The organism is Nocardia otitidiscaviarum NBRC 14405 (genome assembly GCF_000308635.1).
In the GTDB taxonomy this organism is placed as follows: domain Bacteria; phylum Actinomycetota; class Actinomycetes; order Mycobacteriales; family Mycobacteriaceae; genus Nocardia; species Nocardia otitidiscaviarum.
Genome location: NZ_BAGD01000274.1, coordinates 1 through 26,295 on the forward strand (window position 1 = coordinate 1; position 26,295 = coordinate 26,295).

Genomic DNA, 26,295 nt, shown 5'->3' on the forward strand with positions numbered 1-26,295 from the left:
CCCACGCCAGCAACAGCGTCACCAGGTTCCGCGCGGTCACCGTGACCAGCATGGCGGCGGCGAACACCAGCATGAGTCCGTGGAAGCGCGCCAGCGGCTCGCCGCGCCCGAGATCACCGGCGGCGAAGACGAGAACGGCGGTGACGATGGCGGCCACCGTCACGATCATGACGGCGGACAGACCGTCCACGCCGAGCGACAGCGGGATGCCGGAGAGCAGCGGCACCGACACCTCACCGCGCCCGACGGCATTCAGCGCGGCCAGCACCGTGGTCGAGGCGGCGACCACGAGTGCAGCGACGGGCGCGAGGCGGTCGGCGCGGCGACCGCACAGTAGCAGCGCGACCCCGGTCAGGGCGGGCAGCGCGATCAGCGGCCACAGCACGGCCTCACCCCTTCAGATCCGTCGCATCGTCCACCGTGTCGATATCGCGCGCCCGGAAAACGACGGTGGCCACGGCGAATCCGGCCGCCATCTCCACCGCCATGGCCGTCACCGCGACCACCACCAGAACCTGCGCGTCGGCGGTCGGCCAGGCGAAGTACCAGAACGCGGCGGCGGCGACCAGCACCGCGTTGATCATGAGTTCGAGCCCCATCATGATCATCACGATGGACTGCTGGGACAGCACGCCGTAGAGCCCGACGCTGAACAGCGCGGCGGCCAGCACCAGGAATTCGGGCAGGTTCACGACCGCACCCCGCCCTCGACCGGATCGTCGGGTATCCGGCGGTCGAGCCGATCCCCGTAGCGGTCGTAGCGCCCCCGGTGGGTGGCCAGTACCACCGTGGCCACCATGGTGGTGAAGAGCACCAGCCCGACGATGATCATCACCAGCATCTTCGAGCCCATCAGCGCCTCGCCCAGCGCACGGGTGGGGTCGGCGGGCGGTGCGTGCTCCCGGCGCGGCCAGTCGACGAGCAGTGCCACGGCGCTCAATGCGACGAACACCGTGGCGGAGATGACGAGCGCACCGATTTTGTTGTGCACCATGCTCATCGGCATGAGTCCGGCCGGATTCATCATGTACATGACCATGAACAGCACCATGATCACCATTTCCATGATCATCATGAGCACCACCAGGACTCCGAGGTAGGCCAGTTCGACCAGGAATACGGTGCCCGCCGCGAACAGGAACGACAGCAGCAGCGCGAAGGTGGCCCGCGCCATCGAATCCACCCGGAACACCGCCACCCCGGCGGCCACGGCTCCCACCGCGCACACCCAGAACAGGATGTGGGACAGCATCTTCCGACCTCCCGTCGCTCAGCGCAGCACCAGCAGCGAGACCATTAGGGCCTGCACCAGGGTGAGCGGCAACAACACCAGCCACGCCACCTCCATATAGCGCGACATGCGAATCGTGGGCCAGCGTCGACCCAGCCGGACCAGCACCGCCAGCACGGCGATGGTTTTCACCAGCGTCCACAGCCAGCCCGGCAGCCACGGCCCCGCACCGCCGCCGAGGAACAGCGGCACCGCCATGGCCGCCGCGGCCACGAACAGCACCCGACGTGCCACCCGCAACAGCAGCCCATCCGGCCCCGACACCTCGGCGAACACGCCCCCGGCGAGATCGGTGCCCGCCGGGGCGTCGAACGGCCGGGTAAACGCCATGGCGGGCACCGACAGCAGATAGACCACGAACGCCACCGGCATGATCAATACGAACCATCGGTCCTGTTGTGCCGCGACGATATCGGCAATCCGCAACGAGCCCGCCCCGACAGCGGCGCAGGTCAGCGCGAACATGTGCGGCAGCTCGTAGGCCACCCCCTGCGCCACGAACCGATATCCGCCCACCAGCGCGAACACCGAGTTCGACCCCCACCCCGCCGACCACACCGCCACCCAGGCCACCACCTCGAGCGCATTGAACCAGACCAGACTCACCCCGCCGTCCAACACGACGGCCCCGCCGACCGGCACCAGCGCGGCGGCCAGCACCCCCGCCACCAGCAGGACGAGTCCGGCGGCACGCCACAGGAGTACATCCGCACCCACGATCCGACGACGCTGCTGAACGAGCCCCAACACCACCGCCCGCCAGGGTGCGGCCACCGCCGCCGCGACGGGCGCACCCGCCGCACGGGCGCGGAGTACGGCGTCGACCGTGGCGGTGCCCCAGGCCATGGCCAGCACTCCGGCGGGCAGCAGCACGGTCAGCCACCACGGTGCGAGCTCAACCATGGACGACCTCCCGCGGTGCGTGACACAGTACGTCCGGATCGGGATCGAGACCGGCCACGATCAACCGCGCCTCCGCGAGCGTGACACCGGCGAGAAGCTCCGGCAGCGCCGCCAGGGTCCAGGTCGTGCGGGTGGTTTCCGTCGCGGGGAAATCCGCTGTGCGCCGGGCGATCGCCGCATTCCACTCGACGCTCGCGCGATTGGACAGCAGCTGGCCGATCTCCGTGAGCCAGGCGTCGAGGCGATCCGCGGTGTCACCGGCCAGACCCGGCGGCACTCCGGGGCCGTCCGCGATCGCCCCCACCCCGCGCAGTGACCACCGCAGCGGCCGGGACCGCCGGACCCGGCGAATCCACCTGTGCCCCAGCATTTCTCCTGTATCCGCAGGACCATCGGCCAGAACTCGGTCCCGCAGCAGACGCCCCGCCACCGCGGCATCCTCCCACCCCGCGACGGTCAAGAGCGTCGCCACCGAATCCACCCGCCGCGCCACCGCATACCGACGCCTCATCCATCCGCCGTCCCCCGCCTCGACCCGCCCCACCCACGGCTCCAGCCAGAACGACTCAGCTCCCTCCGGCGCAGCCAGCGTGGAAACCCCTGCGCTGGAAACGATCCCACCCTGCACCCGAGCGGTGACCACCAACCCGGCGGGCCACCACGGCAATACCGGCCCCAGCGCAACGGTCACCTCGTCCAGCGTCAGCCCATCCCGATCCGCCGCCCGCTCGGCCATAGCCAAGCCCCCCGGCATCTCCATCCCCTCGTGCCCGTGCCCGTGCCCACCGTGCTCCGCGTGCCCACCGTGCCCGTGCCCAGCGTTCTCGTCACGTGCACTGCGCTCGCGACGTTCGTCATCCGCATCGGGTTCGCCATGCGCACCGGTTCCACCGTGCTCCATCCGAGCACATCCGGCGTGGCCAGCGGATCGAGGGAGATCGCCGTCTTCCGCAGGAAGCACGGCCCGAGCAGGTGCCTGACGGATCCGCGGGTGAGCCGGGTGCGACGGGAGTTCGCCACCACCCGCTCCGGATCCGAGCCCATCCCTCGCGGCAGCGAGTTCGGCTGCGGCCCAGTGTGGTTCGTGGATATCGACGCGAATTCCGGGCAGGGGCATGGCCTTGTGGACGCGCCCGACGGCGTCCTCGAACTCCGCGTCCCCACGCCCGGCCACGATCAGCAGGTTGGCGGCGGCCGGACCGTCGGCCCACCGCCACCCGTTCTCCCGCACCACGCGTTCGACGGCGACCCGCACACCCGCCCCTCCGGGAGCGACCGCCAACAGCGGCGCGATCGCCATCCGCCCGCGTAGCCATCGGGTCAGGTCCACCGCAGTGCCCCCTCACGCCAGGCGTAGAGCACCGCGACCATGAGCACAGCCAGGAATCCGAACATCTCGATCACCGCGCTCGAGCCGAGGTCGGCGGCCACCACGGCCCACGGGTACATGTAGGCCATTTCCATATCGAAGGCCAGGAACAGCATGGTGACCGCATACCACCGCACGTGATACCGCGACACCGCGTGCTCGCGCGGGGCCGCCCCCGACAGGAACGGCATCTGCTCCGCCTGCGGCGCGGGCCGTACGGCGCGGGCTGCCGCGTACAGCACCGCCGTGGACACCAGCACGATCCCCACCAGTACGAGCAGATGCGGCACCACCGGCGATCACCTCCCGTCCGTGTACGAGCCGCCGCGTGATCCCGCGACCGCGTACCACCAGCGCCCCGGCCAGAGGGCATCTCCGGTGACGGTACCCCGCTGGCACCCGGCCAAACGGCGACCGCCACGCCGCAACATCACGCCAGCGCCCTGCGCACCGCCCGCCCCCGCGACCGATCCGGATTAGCTCCCCCGATGCCGGGTACCCGAGGCACACGACGCACAGCTATGCGTATCCCGACAGCCCCGCATCCGGGGACCGCAGTCGACCACGAGGAGTTGTCAGCAGTCGTGTCCATGGATCCCGCCCCCGAGCGCACCCCCGACCTCGAACCCGGCGGCGGAGTCGCCCCCGGCTCCACCCCGCCCGACACCCCGCAAACCTCCGGCCTCTCCGCCCCGGAGCCCCGCACCCGCCACCACTTCCCACCCACCGGAGTCCTCGCGATCACCGCGATCCTTCTGATCGTGGCGGTCTTCATCGTGGTCGCCGTCGTCATCGCCGTCAACTGAGTACGGCCGCCAACCCGATCTCGGGCGGCGCGGTGCCCACCGGGTCGGTACGGCCCTCCACGACGGACCGGCCACCGTCGTGCGGTGGGCCGACCGCGCCCGCCGTCGGCCTGTGGCCCGACCTCGGGATGACCCGGTCAGACGTTGCTGCGCACCTGGTCGTCGGCCGGGGCTACCGCGTCGCGGAAGAGCGCGCCCGCCGCGTCCGCAGCCGCGTCGATCAGCCGGGGATCGTCGTAGAAGTCGATCTGGCCGACCGAGTCCAGCCACAGTTCGGACTTCGGTGATGTCACCGCCGCGTAGAAGGCGCGCGCCCACGGCGGGACCAGCGCGTGTTCGGAGTGGACGAGCAGGAACGGCACCGCCAGTCGGGCGGCGGCTTCCTGTGCGTCGAAAACGGCTGAGTGTTCGAAGGATTCGACGGCGAAGGCATTCGTGTAGTTGGGTACGGCTCCGCGGTCGGTGCCGTAGTACTCGAATGCCTCGCGCAGCGGCATCGCGACGTCACCGTTGTCGGCCGCGACCGCCGGAATACTCTCGACCTCCCCGGTGGCCAGCCGCCGCTCCCGGGCCAGCCGTCCACGCTCGACCACGGCCGCATCCGGCGGCGCGGCCGCGGTATCCGGGTACACCCCCGCCACCCCGGCGAAGGCGCGAATCCGCGGATCGTCCGCAACCGCCCGCGCCATATAGCCGCCTCCGGCGCAGACGCCGAGTGCGACAACGGGTTTCCCCGAGAACCGCGCATCCTGCTGCACGGCCGATACCGCAGCTGCGATATCGGCGGCCTTGCCCAGCGGATCCTCCAACTGCCGCGGCACCCCCTCGCTCTCCCCGAAGGTGCGGTGATCGAAGGCCAGCGCCGCGAACCCCCGCCGCGCCAGCGCCGCCGCGTACACCCCCGCCGCCTGCTCCTTCACCGACGTCAACGGCCCGGTCGTGACCACCACCGCCGTCGGCTCCCCCTCCGGCAGATACAACGTGCCCACCAGCCGATCGCCATCGCGGGTGAACGTGAACGGAACTGTCGTGACTGTCATGTCGGCTCTCCCGATCCGTGTCGAAAACCTCTGTCTTCTCGTCGGATTCGACACTAGGCCCGCACCCGTGACAGCGGTAGAAGGCACTTCCTGGTGCCCTTCGAACGCGCACCTCCACCGACGGCCGCCCTCAGCGCGGGTACTGCGATGGCCGCGGGTATTGCGATGGAATTGCGTGATTGGCACCGACGACACCGAAATGGCCTGCTCGATCTACGTGCAGCTCCACTCCCGAGACCATATCGACCACGACGCGTTGGCGGCGGCCTTCGCCGACCGCTGCGAGCCCTACCGCGGCTACAGCGGCGGCACCGTCGTCGTGCTGCACCAGATTCGCGACGGCCGCCCCTGGTCCGACGCCGCCGGCGCGCTGTTCGACGGACGCGGCTCCTGGGGGAACGGAGCGGCGATGCGGGTCGCTCCGCTGGGCGCGCGTTTCGCCGGGGATCCGGACCGTGCGGCGACCCAGGGCGCACGGTCGGCCGAGGTGACCCACCGGCACCCGGAAGCGATCCTGGCCGCCATGCTCGTCGCCGTCGCGGCGAGCCACGCGGCGGCCACCCGCGGAAAACACTGTCCACCAAGCGAACTGCTGGAAGCGGTGGAGCCGTACCTGATCGACGGCCGCACCTCGGACGGCCTTCGCCGCGCCCGACGTCTACTCGGCCGATCGGTCGCCGAAGCGGCCTACGAGCTCGGCAACGGCGCTCAGGTCAGCGCGCAGGACACGGTGCCGTTCACGCTGTGGGCGGCGGCCACCTTCCTCGACGACTATCCGGCCGCCGTCACCGCGTGCGTCGAGGCCGGGGGCGATGTGGACACCACGGCCGCCATCGTCGGCGGCATCGTGGCGGCCCACACCGGAGTCGGAACCGGGGACGGCGTCCGCGGGGTGCCACCGTCCTGGCTGTCGGCGCGCGAGCCGCTGCCGACCTGGGCGACCGGCGCGGAGCACTCACAACCCGCGCCCAGATGAATGTGGGTGCGCCCGATCGAGCAAGATGGGTCGGCGAGAATCCCGAGTACAAGGAGACAGCGACAGTGCAACGCATCGGAGTGATCGGCGGCGGAACCATGGGTGCCGGTATCGCGGAGGTGGCGGCTCGCGCCGGCGGATCGGTCCTGGTTCTGGAGCGCGACACCGAGGCGGCCGACGCCGCTGTGGCCCGCATCGAGAAGTCCCTGGCGCGGGCGGTGAAGTCGGGTCGGCTCGAGCAGGCCGCCGCCGACGAGGCTCGCGCGCGCATCACCCTGACCACGGCCATCGACGATTTCGCCGACCGCGAGCTGGTTATCGAGGCGGCCCCGGAGATCGAGTCGCTGAAGACGGACTTCTTCACCAAGCTCGACGGCATCGTCTCCCCCGAGACCATCCTGGCCACCAACACCTCCTCGATCCCGGTGATCCGGCTGGCCAACGCCACCGCCAACCCGGGCCGCGTGGTGGGCGTGCACTTCTTCAACCCGGTCCCGGTGCTGCCGCTGGTCGAGATCGTGGTGACCCTCAAGACCGACCGCGAGGTCGCCGACAAGGTGACCGCCTACGCCCGCGACATCCTGGGCAAGCGCACCATCGAATCCAAGGATCAGGCCGGTTTCATCGTCAACGCCCTGCTGATCCCCTACCTGTGCAGCGCGATCCGCATGTACGAAACCGGTTTCGCCAGCGCCGAGGACATCGACGAGGGCATGGTCAGCGGCTGCGCCCACCCCATGGGCCCGCTGCGCCTCACCGACACCGTCGGCCTCGACGTCACCCTCGCCGTCGCCGAATCCCTCTACGCCGAATTCGGCGAACCGCAGTACGCGCCCCCGGTCCTGCTGCGCCGCATGGTCGACGCGGGCTACCTCGGCCGCAAGACCGGCCGCGGCTTCTACACGTACTGATCCGCGCGATCGGCGTGGGCGGTGACGCCGCCCACCCCGATCGCGACGTTGCGGCGGCCCGGCGGCTTCTCCGACCGCGCCTCGGTGCCGGGGTCAGCTGAAACACGCTGCGCACCGTCGATCATCTCTTCCAGCCCGGTGGCGGTGAAGTCGCCCGTGTGTCGTGGTGCGGCGGCCGCGGCTACCCGAATCGGGTCACTCGAGAACGTCTCGCACCTGCATGTCGGTCGGTATCGGTACCGTCAGCAGCTGTGGAGACTGGGGAACGCATACAAGAGCTCGCGGACCGGATCATGGTGCTGCGGGACGCCTACTATCAGGGTTCGCCGCTGGTCGCGGACGCCGAGTACGACGCGATCGAGGACGAGCTGCGGGCGCTGGTCGACGCGCATCCGGAGCTGACGCCCGATCCGAATCCGCTGGAGCAGGTGGGCGCTCCGAATGTGCTGCACGCCCCGATCCGGCACGCGCGTCCCATGCTGTCGCTGGAGAAGGCGACCACACCCGAACAGGTCGAGGCGTTCTTCAACCGCTTCCCCGGCCAGCCGGTGGTGGTGATGCCGAAACTCGACGGCCTGTCGCTGTCGCTGGTGTACGAGGACGGGCGGCTGACGCGGGCGGTGACCCGAGGCGACGGCACCACCGGCGATGATGTGACCGTGCTGGTCCGCGCCCTGGTCGACGGGGTGCCCGAGCGGATCGACGCGCCGGGACGGGTGGAGGTGCGCGGCGAGGCGGTGATGCTGCGGTCGACGTTCGCTGCCTACAACACCGCGCATCCGGACAAACCGCTGATCAACCCGCGCAATGCCGCCGCGGGCACGCTGCGCGCCAAGGATCCGGCCACCGTGGCCGAACGCCGGCTGCGATTCTTCGGATTCGATCTCGACACTTCCGAGGGTGGCGCCGCGCTCGATCTGGAGGAGGGTCTGACGGCGCTGGGTATCGCGGGCGCGCAGATGCGCCACTGCACCGACGCCGAGCAGGCCCAGGCCGCCATCACCGCCGTCGAGCAGGGCCGCAACGCGCTGGATTACGACCTGGACGGGGCGGTGCTGCGCCTGGCCGATCGTGATGCCTACGCGGCGGCCGGTACCCGGTCGAGCTCCCCGCGCGGCGCGCTGGCGTTCAAGTTCGCCGCCGAGGAGAAGACGACGCTGCTCGCCGACGTGGTCTGGGATGTGGGCAAAACCGGCAAGATCGTGCCGGTGGCCTGGTTGGAGCCGGTGTTCGTGGGCGGCACCACCGTCACCAAGGCGACCCTGGCCAATCAGGAGGTGATCCGCGCCCGGGACATCAAGATCGGTGACACGGTGCTGGTGCGCCGCGCGGGCGATGTGATTCCGTTCGTGGCGGGCGTGCTCGACGCCTCGAAGCGCACGGGTGCCGAACGCGAGATCCTGCCGCCGACCGCCTGCCCCTCCTGCGCACAGCCGGTGACCGAACAGGGCAACAGCCGAGAGCTGTTCTGCACCAACGTGTCCTGTTCCGCGCAGACGGTGCGCCGGCTCATCCACTGGGCCTCGCGCGCGGCCGCCGATATCGACGCCATCGGTCCGGTGTGGATCGAGCGCCTGGCCGAGGCGGGCATGCTGACGAGCCCCTCGGATTTCTACACGCTGACCAAGGAGAGCCTGCTCGATTTCGACCGCATCGGCGAGGTCTCGGCCCAGCGCATGATCGATTCGATCGACGCCAGCCGCCAGGTCGGCCTGCGCCGCGCCCTGATCGGATTGGCGATCCCGATGGCCTCCGACGGCACCGCCGCCCGCCTGGCCCGCTCCGGTTTCGCCTCCCTGGAGGAGGTCGCCGACGCGGGCGAGGAGCGCCTGGTGGCGGTGGAGGACATCGGCGCGAAGGTCGCTGCCTCCCTCATCACCCACCTCACCCGCCTGCGCCCGGAACTCGAGCGGCTACGCGCGGCGGGCGTCTCCCTCGACGTCCGCGCGGAGGACCTGCCGCCGGTCGTCGCGGCGGGCGCGCCCCTGGCGGGCAAGACGGTGGTCATCACCGGCGCGATCAGCGATCCCCGCTCCGGCGAGAAGGTCGCCCGCCCCACCTTCCAGCGCCTGTGCGAAAAGGCCGGTGCCACAGCGGCATCCTCGGTCTCGGCGAATACCGACCTGCTCATCACCGGTGCGGGCGTCGGCGACGCCAAGCTGACCAAGGCGGAGAAGCTCGGTGTCGAGGTCGTCGACCAGGGCCGGATCTGGACCATGCTGATCGAGGCCGATATCGTCTGAACCTCACCCCCTGGGCCGGACGACACGCCACCGATCATCTGGTCGCGCAGTCACTTTCGCGGCGGAACAGCCTCCTCAGCACGGTGCGTGGGTGTGACCGGGTGGAGCTACTCGGGGTCACTCGGCGGTGAAACGGGAGATGTTGCCGGTCGCCCACTCGACGAAGGTTGTCGCGGGGCGACCGGTGATGTCCGGGACGCTGGTGATGGGCAGATCCGCGGGATCGGGGTCGTAGCCGTACAGGACATTGTCGACATACCAGGCCGCACCGTCGCCCATGGTGGGCGTTAGCGCGGCAATGGACTCTTCGCGGGAGGATCGCTGGAAGGTGATGTCGCGGCCGAGCGCGTCGGCGAGGTGGCGGACGAGATCGACGCGGGTGAGAATCTGCGGGCCCGCCAGCGACAGGGCGCGCCCGCGATGAGCGTCGGACAGCAGTGCGGTGGCGGCGACGGCGGCGATATCGTCCATGGCGATGGGCGCGCTCGCGCCCTCGGGGCGCGGTTCGCGCACCGTGCCGGTCTCGCGAATCTGGTGGGACCACATCAGGGTGTTCTCCATGAAGTCGGCGGGCCACAGGTGTGTCCAGGCCAGACCACTGTCCTCCACGGCGACGCAGACGCTGCCCCACCAGCTCTCCGGTTCGCCGGACAGGTCTACCACATACCGCACCCCGGCCGCGCGCGCCAGCGCGAGTACGTCGGTGACATTCTCGGGTGTCGGCGCGAGATACATGCGCTCCACTCCCGAGAAGGCCGCGGGCAGTGTCTCCGGGCGGCGTAGATAGCCCTCGGCCACCTCCACCCCTGCGGGTAGTGCCGCCTTGTCCGGGTCGGTGGTGAGTGCTCGAATGTCGCGAGCCCCCAGACCCAGCAGTTGGTCGACGACCCTCCGGCCGATATTGGCGGTGGCTCCGGTCACCAGGATGGTCATCTGCACCCCTTGCTCGGGAATCTGAACACATCCATCCTGCCAACGGAATTCGAGCGACGCCCATGCTGTCGCGCACGGCGCGGGAATGTCCGTGCACTGTCCGGCGCGTGCCGCAAGATCATCTTCCGCTGCGGCACAGCATTATTCATGGCGTCCAGTTCTTTTCGGGCGGTTCGCGGCGAGGCATGGTAGAACGAGGTGATCGGCCGGGCCGACCTCGGCCGGGGACAGGGAGAGGACGGGGTGGGACCGATCGACGGTGCCGATGTGCGAGACCTGGCCCGTCACTGGCGGAAAGCGCTGTCGGACACCAGTTTCGTACCACGGACCGCCGATGAGGTGGAGGATCTGTTCGGGCGGTGGATCCGGCGGCTCGCGTCGGCGCTCGACGGCGAGAGCTTCGATCCCGATACCGGGTCCGAGATCGGGATCGGTCTGGTGGAGCTGGGATACAGCGCGCCCGTCGTCGTGACCCGCTCCGCCGCCGTACTGAACCGACTACCCACCCTGCTGCACCGACTACCGGAGTACACCTATCGCACCCGCCTCGCCGAACTCATCGGCGGCCTGGGCACCGGATACGCCGACGCGTTGCGTGAGCGCACCCTCGCCGAGCAGGAGGCGATCATGCGCGGAATCGCCGAGGCGCGGCATGCGACGGCGGAAGCCTTGCAGGCCAGCGAGAAACGCTTCCGGGTCATCTTCGACAACGCACCGGCCGCCATTGCCGTCGGCGATGTCTTCGGGCGGATCATCGACGCCAACGCCGCCCTCTGCGCCATGCTGCGGCTGCCGGTCGAGCGGCTGCTCGGCACCGCCGTGCTGGACTATCTGCATCCCGACGATCTGCCCGACGTCCAGGAGATGATCTACCGGGACCTGGTCACCTCCGGCGCCGGAACCGTCCGCTTCGAGAAGCGATTCCGTACCGCCGACGGCGAATGGCTGTGGGGCGCACTGGCGGTGACCTTCGTGACCGGCGTCGGCGACGGCCAGGACTATCTGCTCGCGATCGGCGAGGATGTCACCGAGCGGCGACGCGTGCAGTCGGCGCTGCATCACCAGGCGCGGCACGATCCGCTCACGGGGCTGCCCAACCGGCTGCTGCTGGCCGAGGAGTTCGCCGCCGTCCGGGAACGCACCGCGACCGAACTGGTCGGCCTGTGCCTGCTGGATCTGGATGGCTTCAAACAGGTCAACGACCGCAACGGGCACGGCGTCGGCGACCGGCTGCTGATCGCGGTGGCCGAGCGGCTGCGCGAGCGGGCGGGCTGCCCCGGCCGGTTGCTGGTCCGGCTCGGCGGTGACGAGTTCGTCGTATTGATCACCCCGCCGACGACCACCCCGGATGTGATCGCCACCGCGCACGCGCTCATCACCGCGCTGGCCGAACCGGTCCCGCTCGACGACGAGGCGATCGCAGTCTCCGGCAGTGTGGGAGTCACGGTGCGCCGTGCCGACTCCGGTGACCTCGACACCTTGATCGCCGCCGCCGACCGCGGCCTGTACCGCGCCAAATCCCGTCGGCGCGGCACCTGGACCCTCGACACCGATCCGATCACCACGACCGAAAGACGCGTATCCCCATGACCACCCTTCCCGACTGGGCCCCGCCCACCGTCGACCCCACCGTCCCGTGCGCGGCGCGCATCTACGACTACTGCGTCGGCGGCATGCACAATTTCGAGGTCGACCGCGAATTCGTGCGCCGTGGCTCGGTGCTGTGGCCGGAGCTGCCCTCGATCATGCGCGCCAACCGCGCCTTCCTGCGCCGCGCGACCCTGGAACTGAGCCGTGCCGGGGTGCGGCAGTTCCTCGACATCGGTTCCGGCATCCCCACCTCCGGCAATGTGCACGAGGTCGTCCAGGCGCTCGATCCGGCCGCACGGGTCGCCTATGTGGACATCGACCCGGTCGCGGTGTCGATGAGCCGGTCGCTGCTCACCGACGTGCCGAATACCGTTGCGGTGCACGGCGATTTCCGCAATATCGACGATATTCTCGCCGACCCGGATATCCGTGGGCTGATCGACTTCGACCAGCCCGTGGCCGTACTGCTGGTGGCCATCCTGCATTTCATCCCCGACTCCGCCGACCCCGCCGGTTTGATCGCCCGCATCCGCGACGCCCTGCCGAAGGGCAGCTATCTGGCCCTGTCGCATTTCAGCAGCGACGGGCCGCCCGAGGCGGTGCAGGGCGTCATCGATATGACCCGCGCGACGCCCACCCCACTCCAGCTGCGCCCCTACGATCGGGTGCGCACGCTGTTCGACGGATTCGAACTCCTCGAACCCGGTCTGGTGACCCTGGAGCGCTGGCGACCCGACGCCGAGGAGCCCGCCGAACCGGCCACCAACCGCTTCCACGACTACGCGGGCGTCGGCATGACCCGGTGACCACGCCGACGTCGATGCCCGCGCACCGAATCGGTCACTCGTAGGCGACCTTCCAGCTCTTGATGGCGTTCAGCCAGCCCGAACGCAGCCGCACGGGCGGGGAGATCTCCCGCAGGTCGGGCATCACGTCGGCGATGGTGTCGAACATCAGATCGATCTCCAGGCGGGCCAGATTCGCCCCGGCACAGTGGTGGTTGCCGGAGCCACCGAAGGCGACGTGCGGATTGCGCTCGCGCAGGATGTCGAACCGGAACGGGTCGTCGAACGCGGACTCGTCGAAATTGGCCGAGGCGTAGAACAATCCGATCCGGTCCCCCTTCGCGATGGGCTGGCCGCCGATCTCGGTGTCGCGCAGGGCGGTGCGCTGGATCGCCACCACCGGGGTCGCCCAGCGCACGATCTCGTCGGGCGCGGTGCGCGGACGCCGCGACCGGTAGATCTCCCACTGCTCCGGATGGTCGACGAACGCCTTCATGCCGTGGGTGATGGCATTGCGGGTGGTCTCGTTGCCGCCGACGATGAGCAGCACCACGAACCACGCGAACTCCTCCGAGGTCAGGCCCGCGCCGTCGACGTCGGCCCGCAGCAGTGCGGTGGCGATATCGTCGGCCGGGCAGCCGCGCTTGCGCTCGGCGAGGTTCCACGCATACCCCATGACCCCGGCGGTGGCCATCCGGTGATCACCCTCGTAGTCCGGATCGTCGTAGCCCATCATCTGATTGGTCCACTCGAACAGCTGCGCGCGATCGTCCTGCGGCACCCCCAGCAGCTCAGCGATGGCCTGCACCGGCAGCTCACTGGCGACCTGCTCGACGAAGTCGCCGCCCCCGGATGTCCTGGCCTCCCACACGATTCGCTCGGCGCGCGCCCGCAGCGCACCCCGCAGCGACTCCACCGCGCGCGGCGTGAATCCCCTGGCGATGATGCGTCGATACCGAGTGTGCTTGGGCGGGTCCATATTCAGCAGCATCGCGCGCTGGATCTCGATCTCCGCGCGGGTCGCATCGCTGGGCTGCCGGATGACCGCGGTGTTTTCCTCAGCGGAGAACACCTCGGGATTCCGCGAAATCTCCTTGATGTCTTCGAGTCTGGTGACGACCCAGTAGCCGCCGGTGTCGAATCCGCTACTGGCGTCGGGCTGTGGATTCCAGTACACCGGTGCGGTGCGGCGCAATTCGGCGAACTCCTCGACGGGCAGCCGCTGGGCGAGCAGGTCCGGATCGGTGAAATCGAAACCGGGGGGCAGAGACGGCACGAAACCTCCTGTGACACATGAGCATCAGAAGTGAACCACGCCTGAACCAAAGTGGCGCGCCGGACGACCCACCTGAGACGGGCGACACCGTAGGCCGCGCGGCGACCTATGTGCCGCGCCGCCACGCGGATTCGCGCAGCAGCCGAAGTCCGTTGAGCCCGACGATGATGGTGGAGCCCTCATGCCCGGCCACACCCAACGGCAGCGGCAGGTTGCCGACGAGGTCCCAGACCACCAGCACACCGATGAAGGTGGCGGCGATGGCGAGATTGGCGACCACGATGCGGTGCGCGCGCCGGGACAGGTTGATCACGGCGGGGACGGTGGTGAGGTCGTCGCGGACGACAATGGCGTCGGCGGCCCGCAGCGTCAGGTCCGCCCCGGCTCCGCCCATCGCGATCCCGACGTGCGCGGCCGCGAGCGCGGGGGCGTCGTTGATGCCGTCGCCGACGACGGCGACCTGCGCCCCGTCGGCTTGCAGCCGCCGCACCGCCTCGACTTTGCCATCGGGCAGCAGTTCCGCTTGGACGTCACCGAGGTCGAGCCGTTCGGCGAGCCGCTCCGCCGCGATGCGGTTGTCACCGGTCAGCAGCACCGGCGCGGTACCGGTCACCACGCGGGTGGCGGCCACGGCCGCACCGGCCTCGGCCCGCGGCTGATCGGAAATGGCAAGTACGCCAATGGGTGCACCCGCACAGGTCACCACCACGGCCGTATGGCCGCGGCGCTGGAAGTCATGGACCGCGGCGGTCGCGACCCTGTCGACCTCGCCGCCGTGTCCGACCAGCAGCGCCGCCGGTGCGCCCACGCCTACGAGGCGGTCGCCCACCAGCGCCGAGACACCGTGTCCGGGCCGGGCGGTGAACTCCCCCACCGCATCCCATCGGAGCCCGCGGGCGTCGGCCGCGCGCACGATCGCCGTGGCGAGCGGATGCTCACTGGGGTGTTCGGCGGCCGCGGCCAGCCGCAGGAGTTCGTCGTCGTCGACACGCGGGTCCAGCGCGCGGATGTCGACGAGTTCGGGGGTGCCGCGGGTCAGGGTTCCGGTCTTGTCGAACGCGACCCGGGTGATGGTGCCCAACTGCTCCATGACCACCGCGGATTTGACGAGCACGCCGTGCCGTCCGGCATTGGCTATCGCGGCCAGCAGCGGCGGCATGGTCGCCAGTACCACCGCGCAGGGCGACGCGACGATCATGAATGTCATGGCCCGCAGCAGGGCGCGCTCGAGCGAATCGCCGAGCAGCAGCGGTATCGCGAAGACCGCGAGCGTGACGGCGACCATGCCCACCGAGTAGCGCTGTTCGATCTTCTCGATGAACAGCTGCGTCGCGGCCTTGGTCCGGCTGGCCTCCTCGACGAGCGCGGCGATGCGCGCGACGACCGAATCGGCGGCGCGGCGGTCCACGCGCAAGCGCAGCATGCCGGTGCCGTTGATCGTTCCGGCGAACACCTCGTCACCGGTCGTCTTGGGCACCGGCAGCGGTTCGCCGGTGATGGTGGCCTGGTCGACGTCGCTGCCACCGCCGATCACGCTGGCATCGGCGGGAATTCGTTCACCGGGGCGCACGATCAGCACGTCCCCGATCTCCAGATCGGCCGCCGCCACCGTGTGCTCGCGGCCGTCCGCGGCGACCCGGGTCGCGGTTTCCGGGGCCAGGTCGAGCAGCCCGCGAATCGAATCCTCGGTGCGGGCGGTGGCCAGGGCTTCCAGCGCACCGGACGTGGCGAAGATGACGATCAGCAGTGCGCCGTCGGTGATCTGGCCGATCGCGGCCGCACCGATCGCCGCCACCACCATGAGCAGATCCACATCGAGGGTCTTCTCGCGCAACGCACGCAGCCCGGCCAGCCCCGGTTCCCATCCGCCCGCGGCGTAGCAGGCCAGGTACAGCGCCCACCGGAGCGCGTCCGGAGCATCCGCCAGCTGTGCGGTCAATCCGAGCAGGAACAGCACCGATGCCAGTGCCGCCCATCGCATTTCGGGCAGCGCGAACAGTCTCGTCCGGCGCGGCGGCGCGGCGGCCGGTACGGGTGCGGGGCGGTTCGGCGTCACGGTCGACACGGCCATGCGTCACCTCCGAGGCGAAGTCAGGGAACCCGGACACCATAGCAGAACATATGAAGACGTCTTCATGCGTTGTGTGCACGGTAAGCTACCTCGGTATGGGACACGGAGTCGAGGGACGCGACCGACCCGTGACGCGTTTGGACGCCGACGCCGCCGCGCACGTCGCCAACACCCTCCAGGCGCTGGCCACACCGAGCCGCCTGCTCATCCTGACCGAGCTACGTCAGGGCCCGCTGCCGGTGACCGAACTCGCCGACGCGGTCGGCATGGAACAGTCCGCGGTCTCCCACCAACTCCGCCTGCTGCGCAACCTCGGCCTCGTCACCGGCACCCGCTCCGGCCGCAGCATCATCTACAGCCTCTACGACAACCACGTCGCCCAACTCCTCGACGAGGCCGTCTACCACAGCGAACACCTCCGCCTCGGCCTGTCGGACCGGCCGGAGACCGCGGGGTAGCCGCGGTCGCGCCCGGCCGTCGCACCGCGCCCCCTCCGATACCCCGACGGGCGCGAGGCGGGCGCGGCGTTCCGTGATGTCGGTCGGATTCAGTACTTCGTGATGGGATCGCCGGTCCCGGTGGTGATCAACTGGGGCAGGCTCTTGGTGATGTAGAAATTCCAGCCGTTGTAGCACGCCTCGTAGCACTCCGACGCGGCGTCGAGCCCCACGTGGGTGAAGTGGAGCGTGGTGCCCTCCGGGGTGGCGGTGAGGTCGAAGACGACGTCGGTGCCGGTCCATTCGTCCTGGTCGTCGATGAAGGTGAGCACCGAGTCCACGACGTGCCAGACCACGCGTTCGCCGGGCACGGCCTCGGTGATGCGGAATCGGCAGTAGCGGATGCCGGTCTTGTCCCGAACGGTCTCGCCCGCGTACGCGCTGTCGTCGGTGAAGATGAATTCGTCGTGCCGCGCGACGGTGTCGCCGATGATGTTCTCGTTCCACCAGCCGCGCACGTCGGTGACGGCCGCGTAGACCTCGGCGGGGGTCCGGTCGACGGACATGGTGGCGGTCAGGTGCTGGGTGTTCGACGTTTGCTGGGTGTTCGACATTGTCGTTCCTCTCCATCGGGTGGTTTCGCCCCACCGACGAAGGCCGATACGCGGGATCGACATTGCCGCGAACTTTATTCTCGAGAATCTTCCCCGATGGCCGCGACGCTGGTCAGAGGCCGCGCAATCGGTCGGTGAGGTAGCGGCGCTCGGCATCGGTCGGGGCCAGCCGCAGGGCTTCCTCGTAGGCAGCGGCCGCCGCATCGGCCCGGCCGTCGCGGCGCAGCAGATCGGCCCGGGTCGCGGGCAGCAGGTAGTAGCCGTCCAGGCGTCCCGATGCGGCGAGTTCGTCGACCAGCGCGAGACCGGCCGGGATGCTATCGGACATGGCCACCGCCACCGCGCGGTTGAGATCGACAACGGGTGAGGGAGCCAGTCGCGCCAGCTCGCCGTAGAGCAGCGCGATCTGCGCCCAGTCCGTGGCCGCGGCATCGGGCGCGGTGGCATGGCAGGCGGCGATCGCGGCCTGCACCTGATACGGCCCGGGTCGCCGCTGGGTCAGCGCCTCGTCCAGAATCGCCACGCCTTCCGCGATCAGCGCGCGGTCCCACCGGGACCGATCCTGACCCTCCAACGTGACCAGCATGCCGTCGGCGGTGCGCTGTTCCCGGCGCGCCTCGTGCAGCAGCAACAGCGCCAGCAGGCCGCGCGTCTCGGGCTCGGAGGGCAGCAGTCGAGCCAGCATCCGGGCGAGATGGATACCCTCGGCCGTCAGCCCACGCCGTCCGTCCTCCTCGCCGTAGCCCTGGTTGAAGATCAGATAGAGCACCGCCAGCACCGCGGGCAGCCGGTGCGGCAGCAGCTCCGCGGGTGGCACCCGATACGGGATACCGGCCTCGACGATCTTGCGCTTGGCGCGCACCAGACGCTGCGCCATGGTGGTCTCGGCGGTCAGCAACGCCCGCGCGATCTCGGCCGTGCTCAGTCCCGCCAGCGTCCGCAGGGTGAGCGCGACCCGAGCCGGAAAAGGCAGCGCCGGATGGCAACACGTGAAGATCAGCCGCAGCCGTTCGTCCGGAATGGCGGTCGTGGACGGCTCGACCGGGTCCCGGATCAGCACGGCGAGCTGTCGCAGCTTCCTGCTCGCGGCCGTATCGCGGCGCAGCCGGTCGGTCGCACGGTTGCGCGCCGTCGTGGTGAGCCAGGCACCCGGTCGTTGCGGAACGCCGTCCCGCTCCCACGCCACCAGCGCCGCCGCGAAAGCGTCCTGCGCGCAGTCCTCGGCCAGCTCCCAATCCCCCGTCGCCCCGATCAGGGTCGCGACCACCTGCCCCCACTCGTCCCGATACGCCGCCGACACGGCGTCCCGAATCTCCTGCGGCGCGGTCATTCCCACACTGGCCGGACTTCGACGCACCCCCGGCTCGCGTACGGGTGCCGCGCCGCGATCTCGATCGCCTCGTCCAGGTCCGCGCACTCGATGATGTCGATACCGCCGATGAAGTCCTTGGTCTCCGCGAACGGCCCATCGGACACCAACGTCTCCCCGTCCCGCACGCGCACCGTCGTCGCATCGGCCACCGGCCGCAACCGCGCCCCGCCCAACGTACCGCCGCGCCGTTCCACCTCCGCCGAGTACTCCGCGAACGCCGGATCCGCCGCGATCTCCGCCATACTCGGCACTATCGTCTCGTCGTCGCAGATCAGCAACACGTACTTCATGCCCCCAATATGCCGGATGGACCCATGGCGATCCACCGCCCCGCCATCCGACCCGTCGCGTTCCCCGGACCGGATCACCGATCCCCCCCGACCGGCAGCCATCCGGTCTGTACGGCGGAGGTCAGTGCGGGATGACGCGGATCAACCAGGCCGCCGAGATGACTGTCGACACCCCGCCGATGCGCGTGGAGATCTGCGCGAACGGCATCAGGTTCATACGCTGCGACGCGGACAGGATCGCCACGTCGCCGGTGCCGCCGAGCCCGCTGTGGCACACGGTGACCAGCGCAGCGTCGATCGGGTACATCGCGATGACGCGCCCGACCACGAATCCCGTCGCCGCCATGGTCAGCACGACGGCCGCGCAGGCGAGCACATAGCCCGGTGACAGCACACCCATGACGCTGACCAACGGCAGGTACAGCATCCCGAGACCGACCATGGTCGGGTAGATGAAGTGGCGCGAGATGATGTTGTAGACGGCGCGCGCGTCGGTCTCCGCCACCGCGGGGAACACGCCGAACAGCTTGCACAGCACCGACAGGACGATCACCAGTACCGGCGCGGGCAGGTGCACCACGTGCTCGAGCAGTGTGGCGAATACGAACAGGCCCGTAATGGTGAGTACGCCGAACGCGTAGTTCGGTTCGCGGTCGCTCACTTCCGGTGGCCGGGTCACCAATGCCGCGTCCGGAGACTTCACCAGCTGCCCACCGCCGTCCAGGGCTGGTCGGCGATCGCCGAGCCGGCGCAGCGCGCCCGCGGTGATGATGGCGACGATATTCCCGATGATCGCGGCCGGAATCAGTTCGGCCACATAGCTTCCCGGTTCGCCGCCGAGTGCGGACGCGTACGCCGACGACAGTGGGATGACGCCTTCACCGATCCCGCCGCCGATGATCGGCACCACGATGTAGAACAGCGCACGGTGGAAGTCGTAGCCGAAGGCCATCGCCGTGCCGAGTCCGGCGGCGACCGCGACCGCGGTACCGGCGATCAGGGGCGGGAAGATGCGCACCAGTCCACCGACCATCAGCTGTCGGCTCATGCCCAGGATGCTGCCGACCACCAGGGTGCTGATCACGAAGTACAGCCAGTTCGCCTGCTTCATCAGCACCGTCACCGCGTCGAGGGTGTTCTGTTCGAAAGCACCGAGGTACACCAGAATCGACGGTCCCATCAGACAGACCAGCGCTCCCCCACCGATTCTCGAAATGACCGGCAGGCGATTGCCGAGCGGTCCGAGCAGGGTGCCGAGGCCGACGATCACCGCCAGTCCGCCGATCATGTTCTCCGGCACCGCGTCGAAGACGCCCGCGACGAGTACGACGGCGGTCAACGCCACCGGAACGAGCAGCGGCACCCCGTCCAGGCGCGGCAGACCGCGCCGCAAGGTCCGGCCGGTCCTGTCCGTCAGACTCATGTCAACCCGCCGTACGTTCCAGTTGCGCGCAGATCGCCTTGCCCAGCGATTCGGTGGTGCCGGTGCCACCCAGATCCGGTGTCAGGGCGTTACGGCCCTGCGCCAGCACGGATTCCACCGCGGCCAGTACCGCGGCCGCGGCGGCGTGTTCGCCGAAGTGGTCGAGCATCATCGCGCCGCTCCAGATCTGGCCGATCGGGTTGGCGATGCCCTGTCCGGCGATATCGGGCGCGGAACCGTGCACCGGTTCGAACAGACTGGGAAAACGGTTCTCCGGATTGATATTTCCACTTGGAGCGATACCGATGGTGCCCGTACAGGCCGGGCCCAGATCGGAGAGGATGTCACCGAACAGGTTGCTCGCCACCACCACGTCGAACCAGTCCGGATGCAGCACGAAGTTCGCGGTGAGGATATCGATGTGGAACTTGTCGACCGTGACCTCCGGGAATTCGGCGGCGACGGCGGTGACGCGTTCGTCCCAGTAGGGCATCGAGATGGAGAGGCCATTGCTCTTGGTCGCCGAGGTCAGATGCCTGCCCGGTCTGCGCTGGGCGAGTTCGAAGGCATAGCGCAGGATGCGGTCGACACCGACGCGGGTCATCACGGTCTCCTGGACGACGGTCTCGCGATCGGTGCCCTCGAAGATCCGGCCGCCGATGCTGGAGTACTCGCCCTCGGTGTTCTCGCGCACCACGTAGAAGTCGATCTCTCCGGGCACGCGCCCGGCCAGCGGGCTGGTGACGCCCGGCAGCAGGCGCACCGGACGCAGACTCACGTACTGGTCGAAGTGCCGACGGAATTGCAGCAGGCTGCCCCACAACGAAATGTGGTCGGGTACCACATCCGGCCATCCGACCGCACCGAAGAAGATGGCGTCGAACCGCCGAAGTTCGTCGAACCAGCCGTCGGGCAACATTTTCCCGGTGGCCGTGTAATAGTCCGCGTTCGCGTAGTCGAAGTGCTCGAACTCGAGTCGGAAATCGAACTGGTGCGCCGCAGCACGTAGTACCCGAATTCCCTCAGGAACGACTTCCTTTCCGATGCCGTCACCGGGAATCGCCGCGATACGATATGTGTCACCCATCGTGGTGAATCTCCTTCGCACTGCCCACTTTCGAGTTCCTGTGGGGTGGATCACAACGGTAGGCTTCGATCTCTCGGCAACGAAAGCGCTGAACGCGCAAAAGACTCTTTCCGAATCGGAAACAAGGGAGGCGCGGTGCGCGGCGGACTCAGTGACGACATCCTGTTCTTCGACATCCTCGCCCGCTGTCGCAGCCTCACCGAGGCCGCGCGCGAGTTCGGCGTCTCGGTGTCCGCGGTGAGTAAACGCCTCACCCAGATAGAGACTCGGCTCGGTGTCGCCCTCATCCACCGGACCACCCGCCGACTGACGCTCACCCCCGAGGGCCGCCGCTACGCCGCCGGGGCCGCGGCGATCGCGGCACAGTTGGAAGAACTCGAGGATTCACTCTCCGAACAGCACGACGAATTGCACGGACGCGTGCACCTCCGCTCGACCATCGGACTCGGCCGGGCGCACATCGCCGCGCTGGTCGCCGAATTCGTCGCCGCCCATCCCGGGGTCCAGATCGACCTGGAGCTTTCCTCGGCGCCACTGAATATCGCTGGCACCGGATTCGATATCGATATTCATGTGGGCGCACTACATGATTCCCGGCTCACCGCGACCCGCCTGTGCCGCAATCGCCGCATCGTGTGCGCAGCACCCGAGTACATACGTCGACACGGCGCACCTGCCGAACTGTCCGAACTCGAGCGCCACAATTGCATAGTCCTGAAGGAGAACGACAGCGACTACGCGCTCTGGCGATTCGAGCCGGACGGTAAGGAGGCCGCGATCCGCGTCGCGGGCAATCTCGTCAGCAATGACGGCGATGTCATCACCCGCTGGTGCCTCGAGGGGCGCGGCCTGATCATGCGTTCGCTGTGGCATGTGGCCCCGCTGCTGCGCCAGGGCGTGCTGACCCAGGTCCTGGCCGATATCCCGACACCCAGTGCCGACATCTACGCCGTCTTCGCCGCACCGCCCGCCCTCCCCCGCCGCACCAGAGCCGTTATCGACCATTTGAAAAGCGGTCTGCGAGAACGCATCACGCTCCCGTAGCCCGTGGCCGTGGAGCAGGGCTCGCCCCACCGGCGCGCGCCGCGAACCGGCAGTCGGCCGGGTCGCAATCACGGTGCAACTGAACCACCGTCGGCTCCTCGTACGTCCGCACGGTCGACGGGTCCAGCCCGCAATCGGCCAGTTCGAGGTTGCGCGGTGCCTCGTAGGTGAAACCCACAGCGGCTCACCTGCGCTCATGCTTGCCGGTGACGCGATGCCTGCCGTGCTCGACCGGCATCAACACCCGATTGCGCCGCAACCGCCCGCAGCGAACCAGGATGGCCCGCGCCGCCGCCTTCGCCGCGCAGACGGTCACCGGATGCTCCCGGTGCAGCGCCCACACCAGCCCAGCCTCCCGTTCGGTCCACCGGTCTTTCCCCGGAGCGGCGCAGTCCTCGAACGATCTGTCCTCGACAACCAACATGATCAGCCTTCGCGTCTGGATGGAGGTGGGACCCCCGATGACCGGTACTGCCCGGACCCGAACCCGAATCCTCTTCCGAGAGGGGCACACTCAGCACGATCCGAGCCGTGTTCGAGGGTTCGGAAGCTGGTCGGCGGAGTTCCCGGCCACCGGGGGTGATGCCAAGTAGACACCCGGCTGCCCGTGTTTGGAATTCTCAGATAGCGGATTCCTATCGAAATATGCCAGACTTTCTGCGCGGCACGCACCACATGACAGCCGCCACCTGATGACCTCCAAAAACGGTGTCACTCAACAGCGAGGCTAACGACATGGTTGTTTCCGGCAGCACCCTCGCACGCCGCGCTCTGGGCCGGGAGCTGCGAAGACTCCGAACCACGAGGGGCATTCACCAAGCCGAAGCGGCCCGCATCGCGGAGACTTCGCCCCAATCCATCAGCCGTATCGAGGAAGGTCAGTCGACGCGCGTCACCTCCTTCCAGATCAACGCCCTCTGCGATGCGTACGGAGCCGGCGATGACGAGCGAAAGGTGTTGCTGGGTCTACAGCAGGAGGTCAGATCGGCCCGGGAGCGCGGCGGCGGGTGGTGGCGGGCGTACGCGGATGCCCAGATGCCCACCGATTTCGACCACTACCTGGCACTGGAGGAATCAGCACACCGACTGACCGCGTGGAAGACCGGCGTTGTCCCCGGGCTGCTCCAAACGCCCGATTACCGACGTGCGCTGGCCTGGTCGGAAGTCCCTCCGCTGTCGCCCGAAGCGGTCGAGAGCCGCATCGAGGTAGCCACGCGGCGTCAAGCTCGCCTCGACGACAGCGACTTTCAGATGGACGTCCTGCTGTCGGAGGCCGTCTTGCGGGATCGCGTCGGAGGACCCGCCGTGATGGCACGGCAGTTGCGGCATCTCGTGCGCCTGTCGGATATGGCCAACGTTTCGATCCAGGTCGTCCCCTTCACCGCCCGGCATCACCTGGGAGTCCTGGTCGGTAGCTTCATCCTGCTGGAATTTCCGGTGCTGCCGCAGTCCAAGCTCACCGAGCCGCCCATCGTCTACGTCGAGGAATACGCCGGTGATCTGTACCTGGAGCGGGACAGCGAGGTACGCCGATATCGGGATGCACTGCGCGAACTGCGCCAGGTAGCGTTGACGAAAGTACAGTCCGGACAACTGATCCGTGACGCAGCGAGGGAGCACGAACGTGACTGTTGACCTATCCGGAGCGAAATGGTTCACCTCGAGCCGCAGCTCGTCCGGCAAGGAATGCGTCGAGGCCGCACATCTCGGCAATGGTCACGTCGGCGTACGCGATTCGAAGAATCCCACCGGTCCGGCGCTGATCTTCTCCCCCGGCGCATGGGACGCCTTCGTATCCGGTGTGAGGGACGGGGAATTCGATCGGCCCTGAACGGCCGAGACAAGCATCGACTCGAGCTACGACGCCCGCACGAGCGGGTGTGGGACCGCCCGCACCACGCCCGAAGGTTTCGGCCGCTGGTTCGGTTCCCGAGCCGAGGTCGAGGAGCTGCACCCCGTCGGCGTCCGCCACATCATCCAGCTCCCGGACAGCGCCTGATCCACTCCACGGTGGCCGACAGTGACCCATCCCCGGCCGGTAGGCGATGGCCGCGGCCCACCGTCCCGGTCACGGGATCAGCAGCGTCACCATCCCCGGCGCAAGCAGGCGGAGGTGGACCGTGCCGGGTGAACGCCGCGGTGTCCGACCGCCCGCCAGCCGAACGATCGACACCCGCGGTGTAATGCGGGGGCATTGGCGAATCGCCCGCTATCGTCAGCTGCGGCGCCGGGCAGGGGCGCCGGGCAGCTGAGAAGTCGCGCACTCGCCCGGTCACGGTGGACGGCCTGGCCGGTGCCGACGCTCCCGCACAGGATGGAGGCCCGGTTGCCGATATCGACGCGAAATACGGCCGAACGCTCGGCGATGACGACGACACTGCACCAGCGCCCGACGGTTCCGGCCGAACGCGAACGGCCACGGCACGACATTCCCACCGCCCTGCCGGCGGTCGCGCTCCTCGCGGCGGCGGCGGTGCTGGTGTGGCACGTCTACGCCATTCCGATCGGCAATCCGTACTACGGCCTGTTCAGCAATGACGTCGACCGATACGTCTACACCGCCGGTGGTGAGGCCATCCGCTACGGCGTGAGTCTCTACGACACGCCGGTCTTCTTCGATATGGAGTTCACCTATACACCCTTCGCCGCGCTGTTGTTCGTGGTGTTCACCTTGACCACTCCGGCGGTGGCACAGGTGTTGTGGTGGACGGCGATCGTGGTCGCGCTCGTCGCACTCGTCGCGGTCTGCCTGCGCGTGCTCGGCTACCGCGACACCGTGCGCACCTGGATTCTCGCGCTCGCGCTGGCGGTGGTGTGCACCGCGTTCGAACCGGTGCGTTCCACCATCTGGCTCGGGCAGATCAATATCTTCCTGGTGCTGCTGATCGTCTGGGATCTGACCCGCCCCGGCGGTGCCCGGCTGCGCGGCGCGGCCGTCGGCATCGCGGCGGGCATCAAGCTCACCCCCGCGTTCTTCCTGGTGTATCTCGCCTGTACCCGACAGTGGCGCACCTTCTGGACCGCGACGGCCGCCTTCGCCGCGACGATAGGCATCGGGTTCCTGATCCGGCCCACCGATTCCACCACCTACTGGGGCAGGCAGTTCAACGCACCCGCCCGCGTCGGCCCGGTTGATTCACCGGCCAATCAGTCGGTCAACGGATTCCTCGCGCAACTGCTGCGCTTCTACGATGTCGATCGCTATGCCGTGCACGGCCCCACCTCGACGGTGTACGCCCCGCCGACCTGGATGTGGTTGACCGTGGCCGTTCCGCTGGTCCTGTTCGGACTCTACGCCGCGGTGCGCGCCCACCGATCGGGCCGAATCCTGCTGTCGCTCACCGTGGCCGGAATGACCGCGGCCTGCGCGTCACCGTTCTCCTGGGGACACCACTGGGTCTGGTTCGCCGTCCTGTTCGTCCTCGCCCTGCACCATGCCCACACCGGTCGCACCCGCTACCGCTGGCTGCCGTGCGCGACTGTCTTTCTCGCCAGCTTCTGCTGGTGGTGGAACTACCCGGACCGTCCACCACTCGAGGACGCACCCCACCCCATCGGCATCGGATTGTTCATGCTCCCCCGCGACGACCTACCCGCCTGGTGGGCCCATATCGCCGTGCCCTTCTACTCGGGTTGCTACCTGCTGCTGTTCCTGGTGACGGCCGTGTATGTAATCCGGCACGTTCCCACCCACGCGCGGCAACGGCGGAACGGGGATGTGACGGCGGGGTGGATGCGACTGGGCCGCCGACCTGACCGAGTCAGCGAAATAGGGTGTGCCGCAAGCCGGTCGGTGGGTTAAAGTGCCGCCCTCGGATGGGTGGGCGACAGGAG

The 26,295-nt window shown here is 68.8% G+C and carries 28 protein-coding genes and 1 pseudogene; 12 read left to right on the plus strand and 17 right to left on the minus strand.

All coding sequences use genetic code 11. The features are described 5' to 3' along the window. The 5 genes and pseudogenes from ON31_RS30820 to ON31_RS37380 all read right to left on the minus strand — a co-directional run. A pseudogene (locus ON31_RS30820) lies at window positions 1-385 on the minus strand (NADH-quinone oxidoreductase subunit L); the annotation flags it as partial. Window positions 386-389: 4 nt separating this feature from the next. Then, window positions 390-692, minus strand: coding sequence for an NADH-quinone oxidoreductase subunit NuoK (gene nuoK, locus ON31_RS30825; protein ID WP_039818678.1), 303 nt, complete (start codon window positions 690-692; stop codon window positions 390-392). After that, entirely contained in the window at window positions 689-1,252 is a 564-nt protein-coding gene (locus ON31_RS30830; RefSeq protein WP_039818680.1) for an NADH-quinone oxidoreductase subunit J family protein, read from the minus strand. Before ON31_RS30830 ends, nuoK begins: the two co-directional genes overlap by 4 nt. Before the next feature lie 18 nt (window positions 1,253-1,270). Further along, entirely contained in the window at window positions 1,271-2,194 is a 924-nt protein-coding gene (locus ON31_RS30835; RefSeq protein WP_039818681.1) for a complex I subunit 1 family protein, read from the minus strand. Beyond that, entirely contained in the window at window positions 2,187-2,930 is a 744-nt protein-coding gene (locus tag ON31_RS37380) for a hypothetical protein (protein WP_169335055.1), read from the minus strand. The genes ON31_RS30835 and ON31_RS37380 overlap by 8 nt, the downstream gene beginning before the upstream one ends. A gap of 60 nt (window positions 2,931-2,990) precedes the next feature. Here ON31_RS37380 and ON31_RS37385 point away from each other — a divergent pair, with 60 nt between their 5' ends. After that, on the plus strand, window positions 2,991-3,506 hold the full coding sequence (locus ON31_RS37385; protein WP_169335056.1) for a hypothetical protein: 516 nt from the start codon (window positions 2,991-2,993) through the stop codon (window positions 3,504-3,506). Between the two features lie 8 nt (window positions 3,507-3,514). Here ON31_RS37385 and ON31_RS30845 read toward each other — a convergent pair whose 3' ends face one another. Further along, a complete protein-coding gene (locus ON31_RS30845; protein WP_255222334.1) occupies window positions 3,515-3,805 on the minus strand; it encodes an NADH-quinone oxidoreductase subunit A in 291 nt (96 codons plus the stop codon). 348 nt (window positions 3,806-4,153) lie between these two features. On the opposite strand from ON31_RS30845, the gene ON31_RS30850 reads away from it, so the two are divergent. After that, entirely contained in the window at window positions 4,154-4,369 is a 216-nt protein-coding gene (locus ON31_RS30850; protein WP_039818685.1) for a DUF6480 family protein, read from the plus strand. 137 nt (window positions 4,370-4,506) lie between these two features. Here the strand turns inward: ON31_RS30850 and ON31_RS30855 are convergent, their stop codons facing one another. After that, window positions 4,507-5,409 carry an alpha/beta hydrolase gene (locus ON31_RS30855; RefSeq protein WP_051038032.1) on the minus strand — a complete coding sequence of 301 codons (903 nt, stop codon included), beginning with the start codon at window positions 5,407-5,409 and terminating at the stop codon, window positions 4,507-4,509. Between the two features lie 175 nt (window positions 5,410-5,584). Between ON31_RS30855 and ON31_RS30860 the strand changes: the two genes are divergently transcribed. Further along, window positions 5,585-6,385 carry an ADP-ribosylglycohydrolase family protein gene (locus ON31_RS30860; RefSeq protein ID WP_370450505.1) on the plus strand — a complete coding sequence of 267 codons (801 nt, stop codon included), beginning with the start codon at window positions 5,585-5,587 and terminating at the stop codon, window positions 6,383-6,385. A 65-nt stretch (window positions 6,386-6,450) separates the two neighbouring features. Then, complete coding sequence (locus ON31_RS30865; protein WP_039818716.1) at window positions 6,451-7,296, plus strand: 3-hydroxybutyryl-CoA dehydrogenase; 846 nt, start codon at window positions 6,451-6,453, stop codon at window positions 7,294-7,296. Here ON31_RS30865 and ON31_RS37115 read toward each other — a convergent pair. Further along, entirely contained in the window at window positions 7,284-7,421 is a 138-nt protein-coding gene (locus ON31_RS37115) for a hypothetical protein (protein WP_157533820.1), read from the minus strand. The two genes, ON31_RS30865 and ON31_RS37115, sit on opposite strands and share 13 nt — an antisense overlap. A gap of 126 nt (window positions 7,422-7,547) precedes the next feature. On the opposite strand from ON31_RS37115, the gene ligA reads away from it, so the two are divergent. Then, window positions 7,548-9,539 (plus strand): NAD-dependent DNA ligase LigA, encoded by a 1,992-nt coding sequence (gene ligA / locus ON31_RS30870; protein ID WP_039818687.1) that lies wholly within the window; start codon window positions 7,548-7,550, stop codon window positions 9,537-9,539. Between the two features lie 117 nt (window positions 9,540-9,656). On the opposite strand, the gene ON31_RS30875 is transcribed toward ligA, so the two are convergent. Then, window positions 9,657-10,472: an NAD(P)H-binding protein gene (locus ON31_RS30875; protein WP_039818688.1), complete on the minus strand. Its 816-nt coding sequence runs from the start codon at window positions 10,470-10,472 to the stop codon at window positions 9,657-9,659. A gap of 243 nt (window positions 10,473-10,715) precedes the next feature. Here ON31_RS30875 and ON31_RS30880 point away from each other — a divergent pair, with 243 nt between their 5' ends. Beyond that, a complete protein-coding gene (locus tag ON31_RS30880) occupies window positions 10,716-12,062 on the plus strand; it encodes a diguanylate cyclase domain-containing protein (RefSeq protein ID WP_147287226.1) in 1,347 nt (448 codons plus the stop codon). After that, window positions 12,059-12,868, plus strand: coding sequence for an SAM-dependent methyltransferase (locus ON31_RS30885; protein WP_039818689.1), 810 nt, complete (start codon window positions 12,059-12,061; stop codon window positions 12,866-12,868). Before ON31_RS30880 ends, ON31_RS30885 begins: the two co-directional genes overlap by 4 nt. Window positions 12,869-12,902: 34 nt before the next feature. Here the strand turns inward: ON31_RS30885 and ON31_RS30890 are convergent, their stop codons facing one another. Both ON31_RS30890 and ON31_RS30895 read right to left on the minus strand, forming a co-directional pair. After that, entirely contained in the window at window positions 12,903-14,123 is a 1,221-nt protein-coding gene (locus tag ON31_RS30890; RefSeq protein ID WP_039818691.1) for a cytochrome P450, read from the minus strand. A gap of 106 nt (window positions 14,124-14,229) precedes the next feature. Beyond that, a complete protein-coding gene (locus ON31_RS30895; protein ID WP_039818692.1) occupies window positions 14,230-16,194 on the minus strand; it encodes a heavy metal translocating P-type ATPase in 1,965 nt (654 codons plus the stop codon). Between the two features lie 95 nt (window positions 16,195-16,289). Between ON31_RS30895 and ON31_RS30900 the strand changes: the two genes are divergently transcribed. Then, window positions 16,290-16,652: an ArsR/SmtB family transcription factor gene (locus tag ON31_RS30900; protein WP_029932191.1), complete on the plus strand. Its 363-nt coding sequence runs from the start codon at window positions 16,290-16,292 to the stop codon at window positions 16,650-16,652. 89 nt (window positions 16,653-16,741) lie between these two features. Here ON31_RS30900 and ON31_RS30905 read toward each other — a convergent pair whose 3' ends face one another. The 5 genes from ON31_RS30905 to ON31_RS30925 form a co-directional block, all read right to left on the minus strand. Next, on the minus strand, window positions 16,742-17,245 hold the full coding sequence (locus tag ON31_RS30905) for an SRPBCC family protein (RefSeq protein WP_051038036.1): 504 nt from the start codon (window positions 17,243-17,245) through the stop codon (window positions 16,742-16,744). A 112-nt stretch (window positions 17,246-17,357) separates the two neighbouring features. Then, window positions 17,358-18,575, minus strand: a complete 1,218-nt coding sequence (locus ON31_RS30910; RefSeq protein ID WP_039818693.1) for an RNA polymerase sigma factor — start codon at window positions 18,573-18,575, stop codon at window positions 17,358-17,360. Further along, a complete protein-coding gene (locus ON31_RS30915) occupies window positions 18,572-18,907 on the minus strand; it encodes a YciI family protein (protein ID WP_039818694.1) in 336 nt (111 codons plus the stop codon). The genes ON31_RS30910 and ON31_RS30915 overlap by 4 nt, the downstream gene beginning before the upstream one ends. Window positions 18,908-19,028: 121 nt before the next feature. Then, window positions 19,029-20,330, minus strand: coding sequence for a 2-hydroxycarboxylate transporter family protein (locus ON31_RS30920; RefSeq protein ID WP_039818696.1), 1,302 nt, complete (start codon window positions 20,328-20,330; stop codon window positions 19,029-19,031). A 1-nt stretch (window position 20,331) separates the two neighbouring features. Next, entirely contained in the window at window positions 20,332-21,417 is a 1,086-nt protein-coding gene (locus tag ON31_RS30925; RefSeq protein WP_039818697.1) for a tartrate dehydrogenase, read from the minus strand. Window positions 21,418-21,552: 135 nt separating this feature from the next. On the opposite strand from ON31_RS30925, the gene ON31_RS30930 reads away from it, so the two are divergent. Next, a complete protein-coding gene (locus tag ON31_RS30930) occupies window positions 21,553-22,461 on the plus strand; it encodes a LysR family transcriptional regulator (protein WP_039818698.1) in 909 nt (302 codons plus the stop codon). A gap of 184 nt (window positions 22,462-22,645) precedes the next feature. Here the strand turns inward: ON31_RS30930 and ON31_RS30935 are convergent, their stop codons facing one another. Further along, window positions 22,646-22,885, minus strand: a complete 240-nt coding sequence (locus tag ON31_RS30935; protein WP_039818700.1) for a hypothetical protein — start codon at window positions 22,883-22,885, stop codon at window positions 22,646-22,648. A 311-nt stretch (window positions 22,886-23,196) separates the two neighbouring features. Between ON31_RS30935 and ON31_RS30940 the strand changes: the two genes are divergently transcribed. From ON31_RS30940 to ON31_RS30950, 3 genes are all read left to right on the plus strand, one after another. Then, window positions 23,197-24,096, plus strand: coding sequence for a helix-turn-helix domain-containing protein (locus ON31_RS30940; protein WP_039818701.1), 900 nt, complete (start codon window positions 23,197-23,199; stop codon window positions 24,094-24,096). After that, entirely contained in the window at window positions 24,086-24,292 is a 207-nt protein-coding gene (locus ON31_RS30945) for a DUF397 domain-containing protein (protein ID WP_039818703.1), read from the plus strand. Before ON31_RS30940 ends, ON31_RS30945 begins: the two co-directional genes overlap by 11 nt. Window positions 24,293-24,826: 534 nt before the next feature. Continuing rightward, window positions 24,827-26,263 (plus strand): glycosyltransferase 87 family protein, encoded by a 1,437-nt coding sequence (locus tag ON31_RS30950; RefSeq protein WP_051038038.1) that lies wholly within the window; start codon window positions 24,827-24,829, stop codon window positions 26,261-26,263. Window positions 26,264-26,295 lie beyond the last annotated feature (32 nt).

What these genes read in the sequence shown, in the direction of transcription:
- ON31_RS30830 (WP_039818680.1), bottom strand. Translation starts at nt 1,252, where the DNA reads ATGCTGTCCCACATCCTGTTCTGGGTGTGCGCGGTGGGAGCCGTGGCC.
- ON31_RS30835 (WP_039818681.1), bottom strand. Translation starts at nt 2,194, where the DNA reads ATGGTTGAGCTCGCACCGTGGTGGCTGACCGTGCTGCTGCCCGCCGGA.
- ON31_RS37380 (WP_169335055.1), bottom strand. Translation starts at nt 2,930, where the DNA reads ATGGCCGAGCGGGCGGCGGATCGGGATGGGCTGACGCTGGACGAGGTG.
- ON31_RS30850 (WP_039818685.1), top strand. Translation starts at nt 4,154, where the DNA reads ATGGATCCCGCCCCCGAGCGCACCCCCGACCTCGAACCCGGCGGCGGA.
- ON31_RS30855 (WP_051038032.1), bottom strand. Translation starts at nt 5,409, where the DNA reads ATGACAGTCACGACAGTTCCGTTCACGTTCACCCGCGATGGCGATCGG.
- ON31_RS37115 (WP_157533820.1), bottom strand. Translation starts at nt 7,421, where the DNA reads ATGATCGACGGTGCGCAGCGTGTTTCAGCTGACCCCGGCACCGAGGCG.
- ON31_RS30875 (WP_039818688.1), bottom strand. Translation starts at nt 10,472, where the DNA reads ATGACCATCCTGGTGACCGGAGCCACCGCCAATATCGGCCGGAGGGTC.
- ON31_RS30885 (WP_039818689.1), top strand. Translation starts at nt 12,059, where the DNA reads ATGACCACCCTTCCCGACTGGGCCCCGCCCACCGTCGACCCCACCGTC.
- ON31_RS30895 (WP_039818692.1), bottom strand. Translation starts at nt 16,194, where the DNA reads ATGGCCGTGTCGACCGTGACGCCGAACCGCCCCGCACCCGTACCGGCC.
- ON31_RS30900 (WP_029932191.1), top strand. Translation starts at nt 16,290, where the DNA reads ATGGGACACGGAGTCGAGGGACGCGACCGACCCGTGACGCGTTTGGAC.
- ON31_RS30905 (WP_051038036.1), bottom strand. Translation starts at nt 17,245, where the DNA reads ATGTCGAACACCCAGCAAACGTCGAACACCCAGCACCTGACCGCCACC.
- ON31_RS30910 (WP_039818693.1), bottom strand. Translation starts at nt 18,575, where the DNA reads ATGACCGCGCCGCAGGAGATTCGGGACGCCGTGTCGGCGGCGTATCGG.
- ON31_RS30915 (WP_039818694.1), bottom strand. Translation starts at nt 18,907, where the DNA reads ATGAAGTACGTGTTGCTGATCTGCGACGACGAGACGATAGTGCCGAGT.
- ON31_RS30920 (WP_039818696.1), bottom strand. Translation starts at nt 20,330, where the DNA reads ATGAGTCTGACGGACAGGACCGGCCGGACCTTGCGGCGCGGTCTGCCG.
- ON31_RS30925 (WP_039818697.1), bottom strand. Translation starts at nt 21,417, where the DNA reads ATGGGTGACACATATCGTATCGCGGCGATTCCCGGTGACGGCATCGGA.
- ON31_RS30935 (WP_039818700.1), bottom strand. Translation starts at nt 22,885, where the DNA reads ATGTTGGTTGTCGAGGACAGATCGTTCGAGGACTGCGCCGCTCCGGGG.
- ON31_RS30940 (WP_039818701.1), top strand. Translation starts at nt 23,197, where the DNA reads ATGGTTGTTTCCGGCAGCACCCTCGCACGCCGCGCTCTGGGCCGGGAG.
- ON31_RS30950 (WP_051038038.1), top strand. Translation starts at nt 24,827, where the DNA reads ATGACGACGACACTGCACCAGCGCCCGACGGTTCCGGCCGAACGCGAA.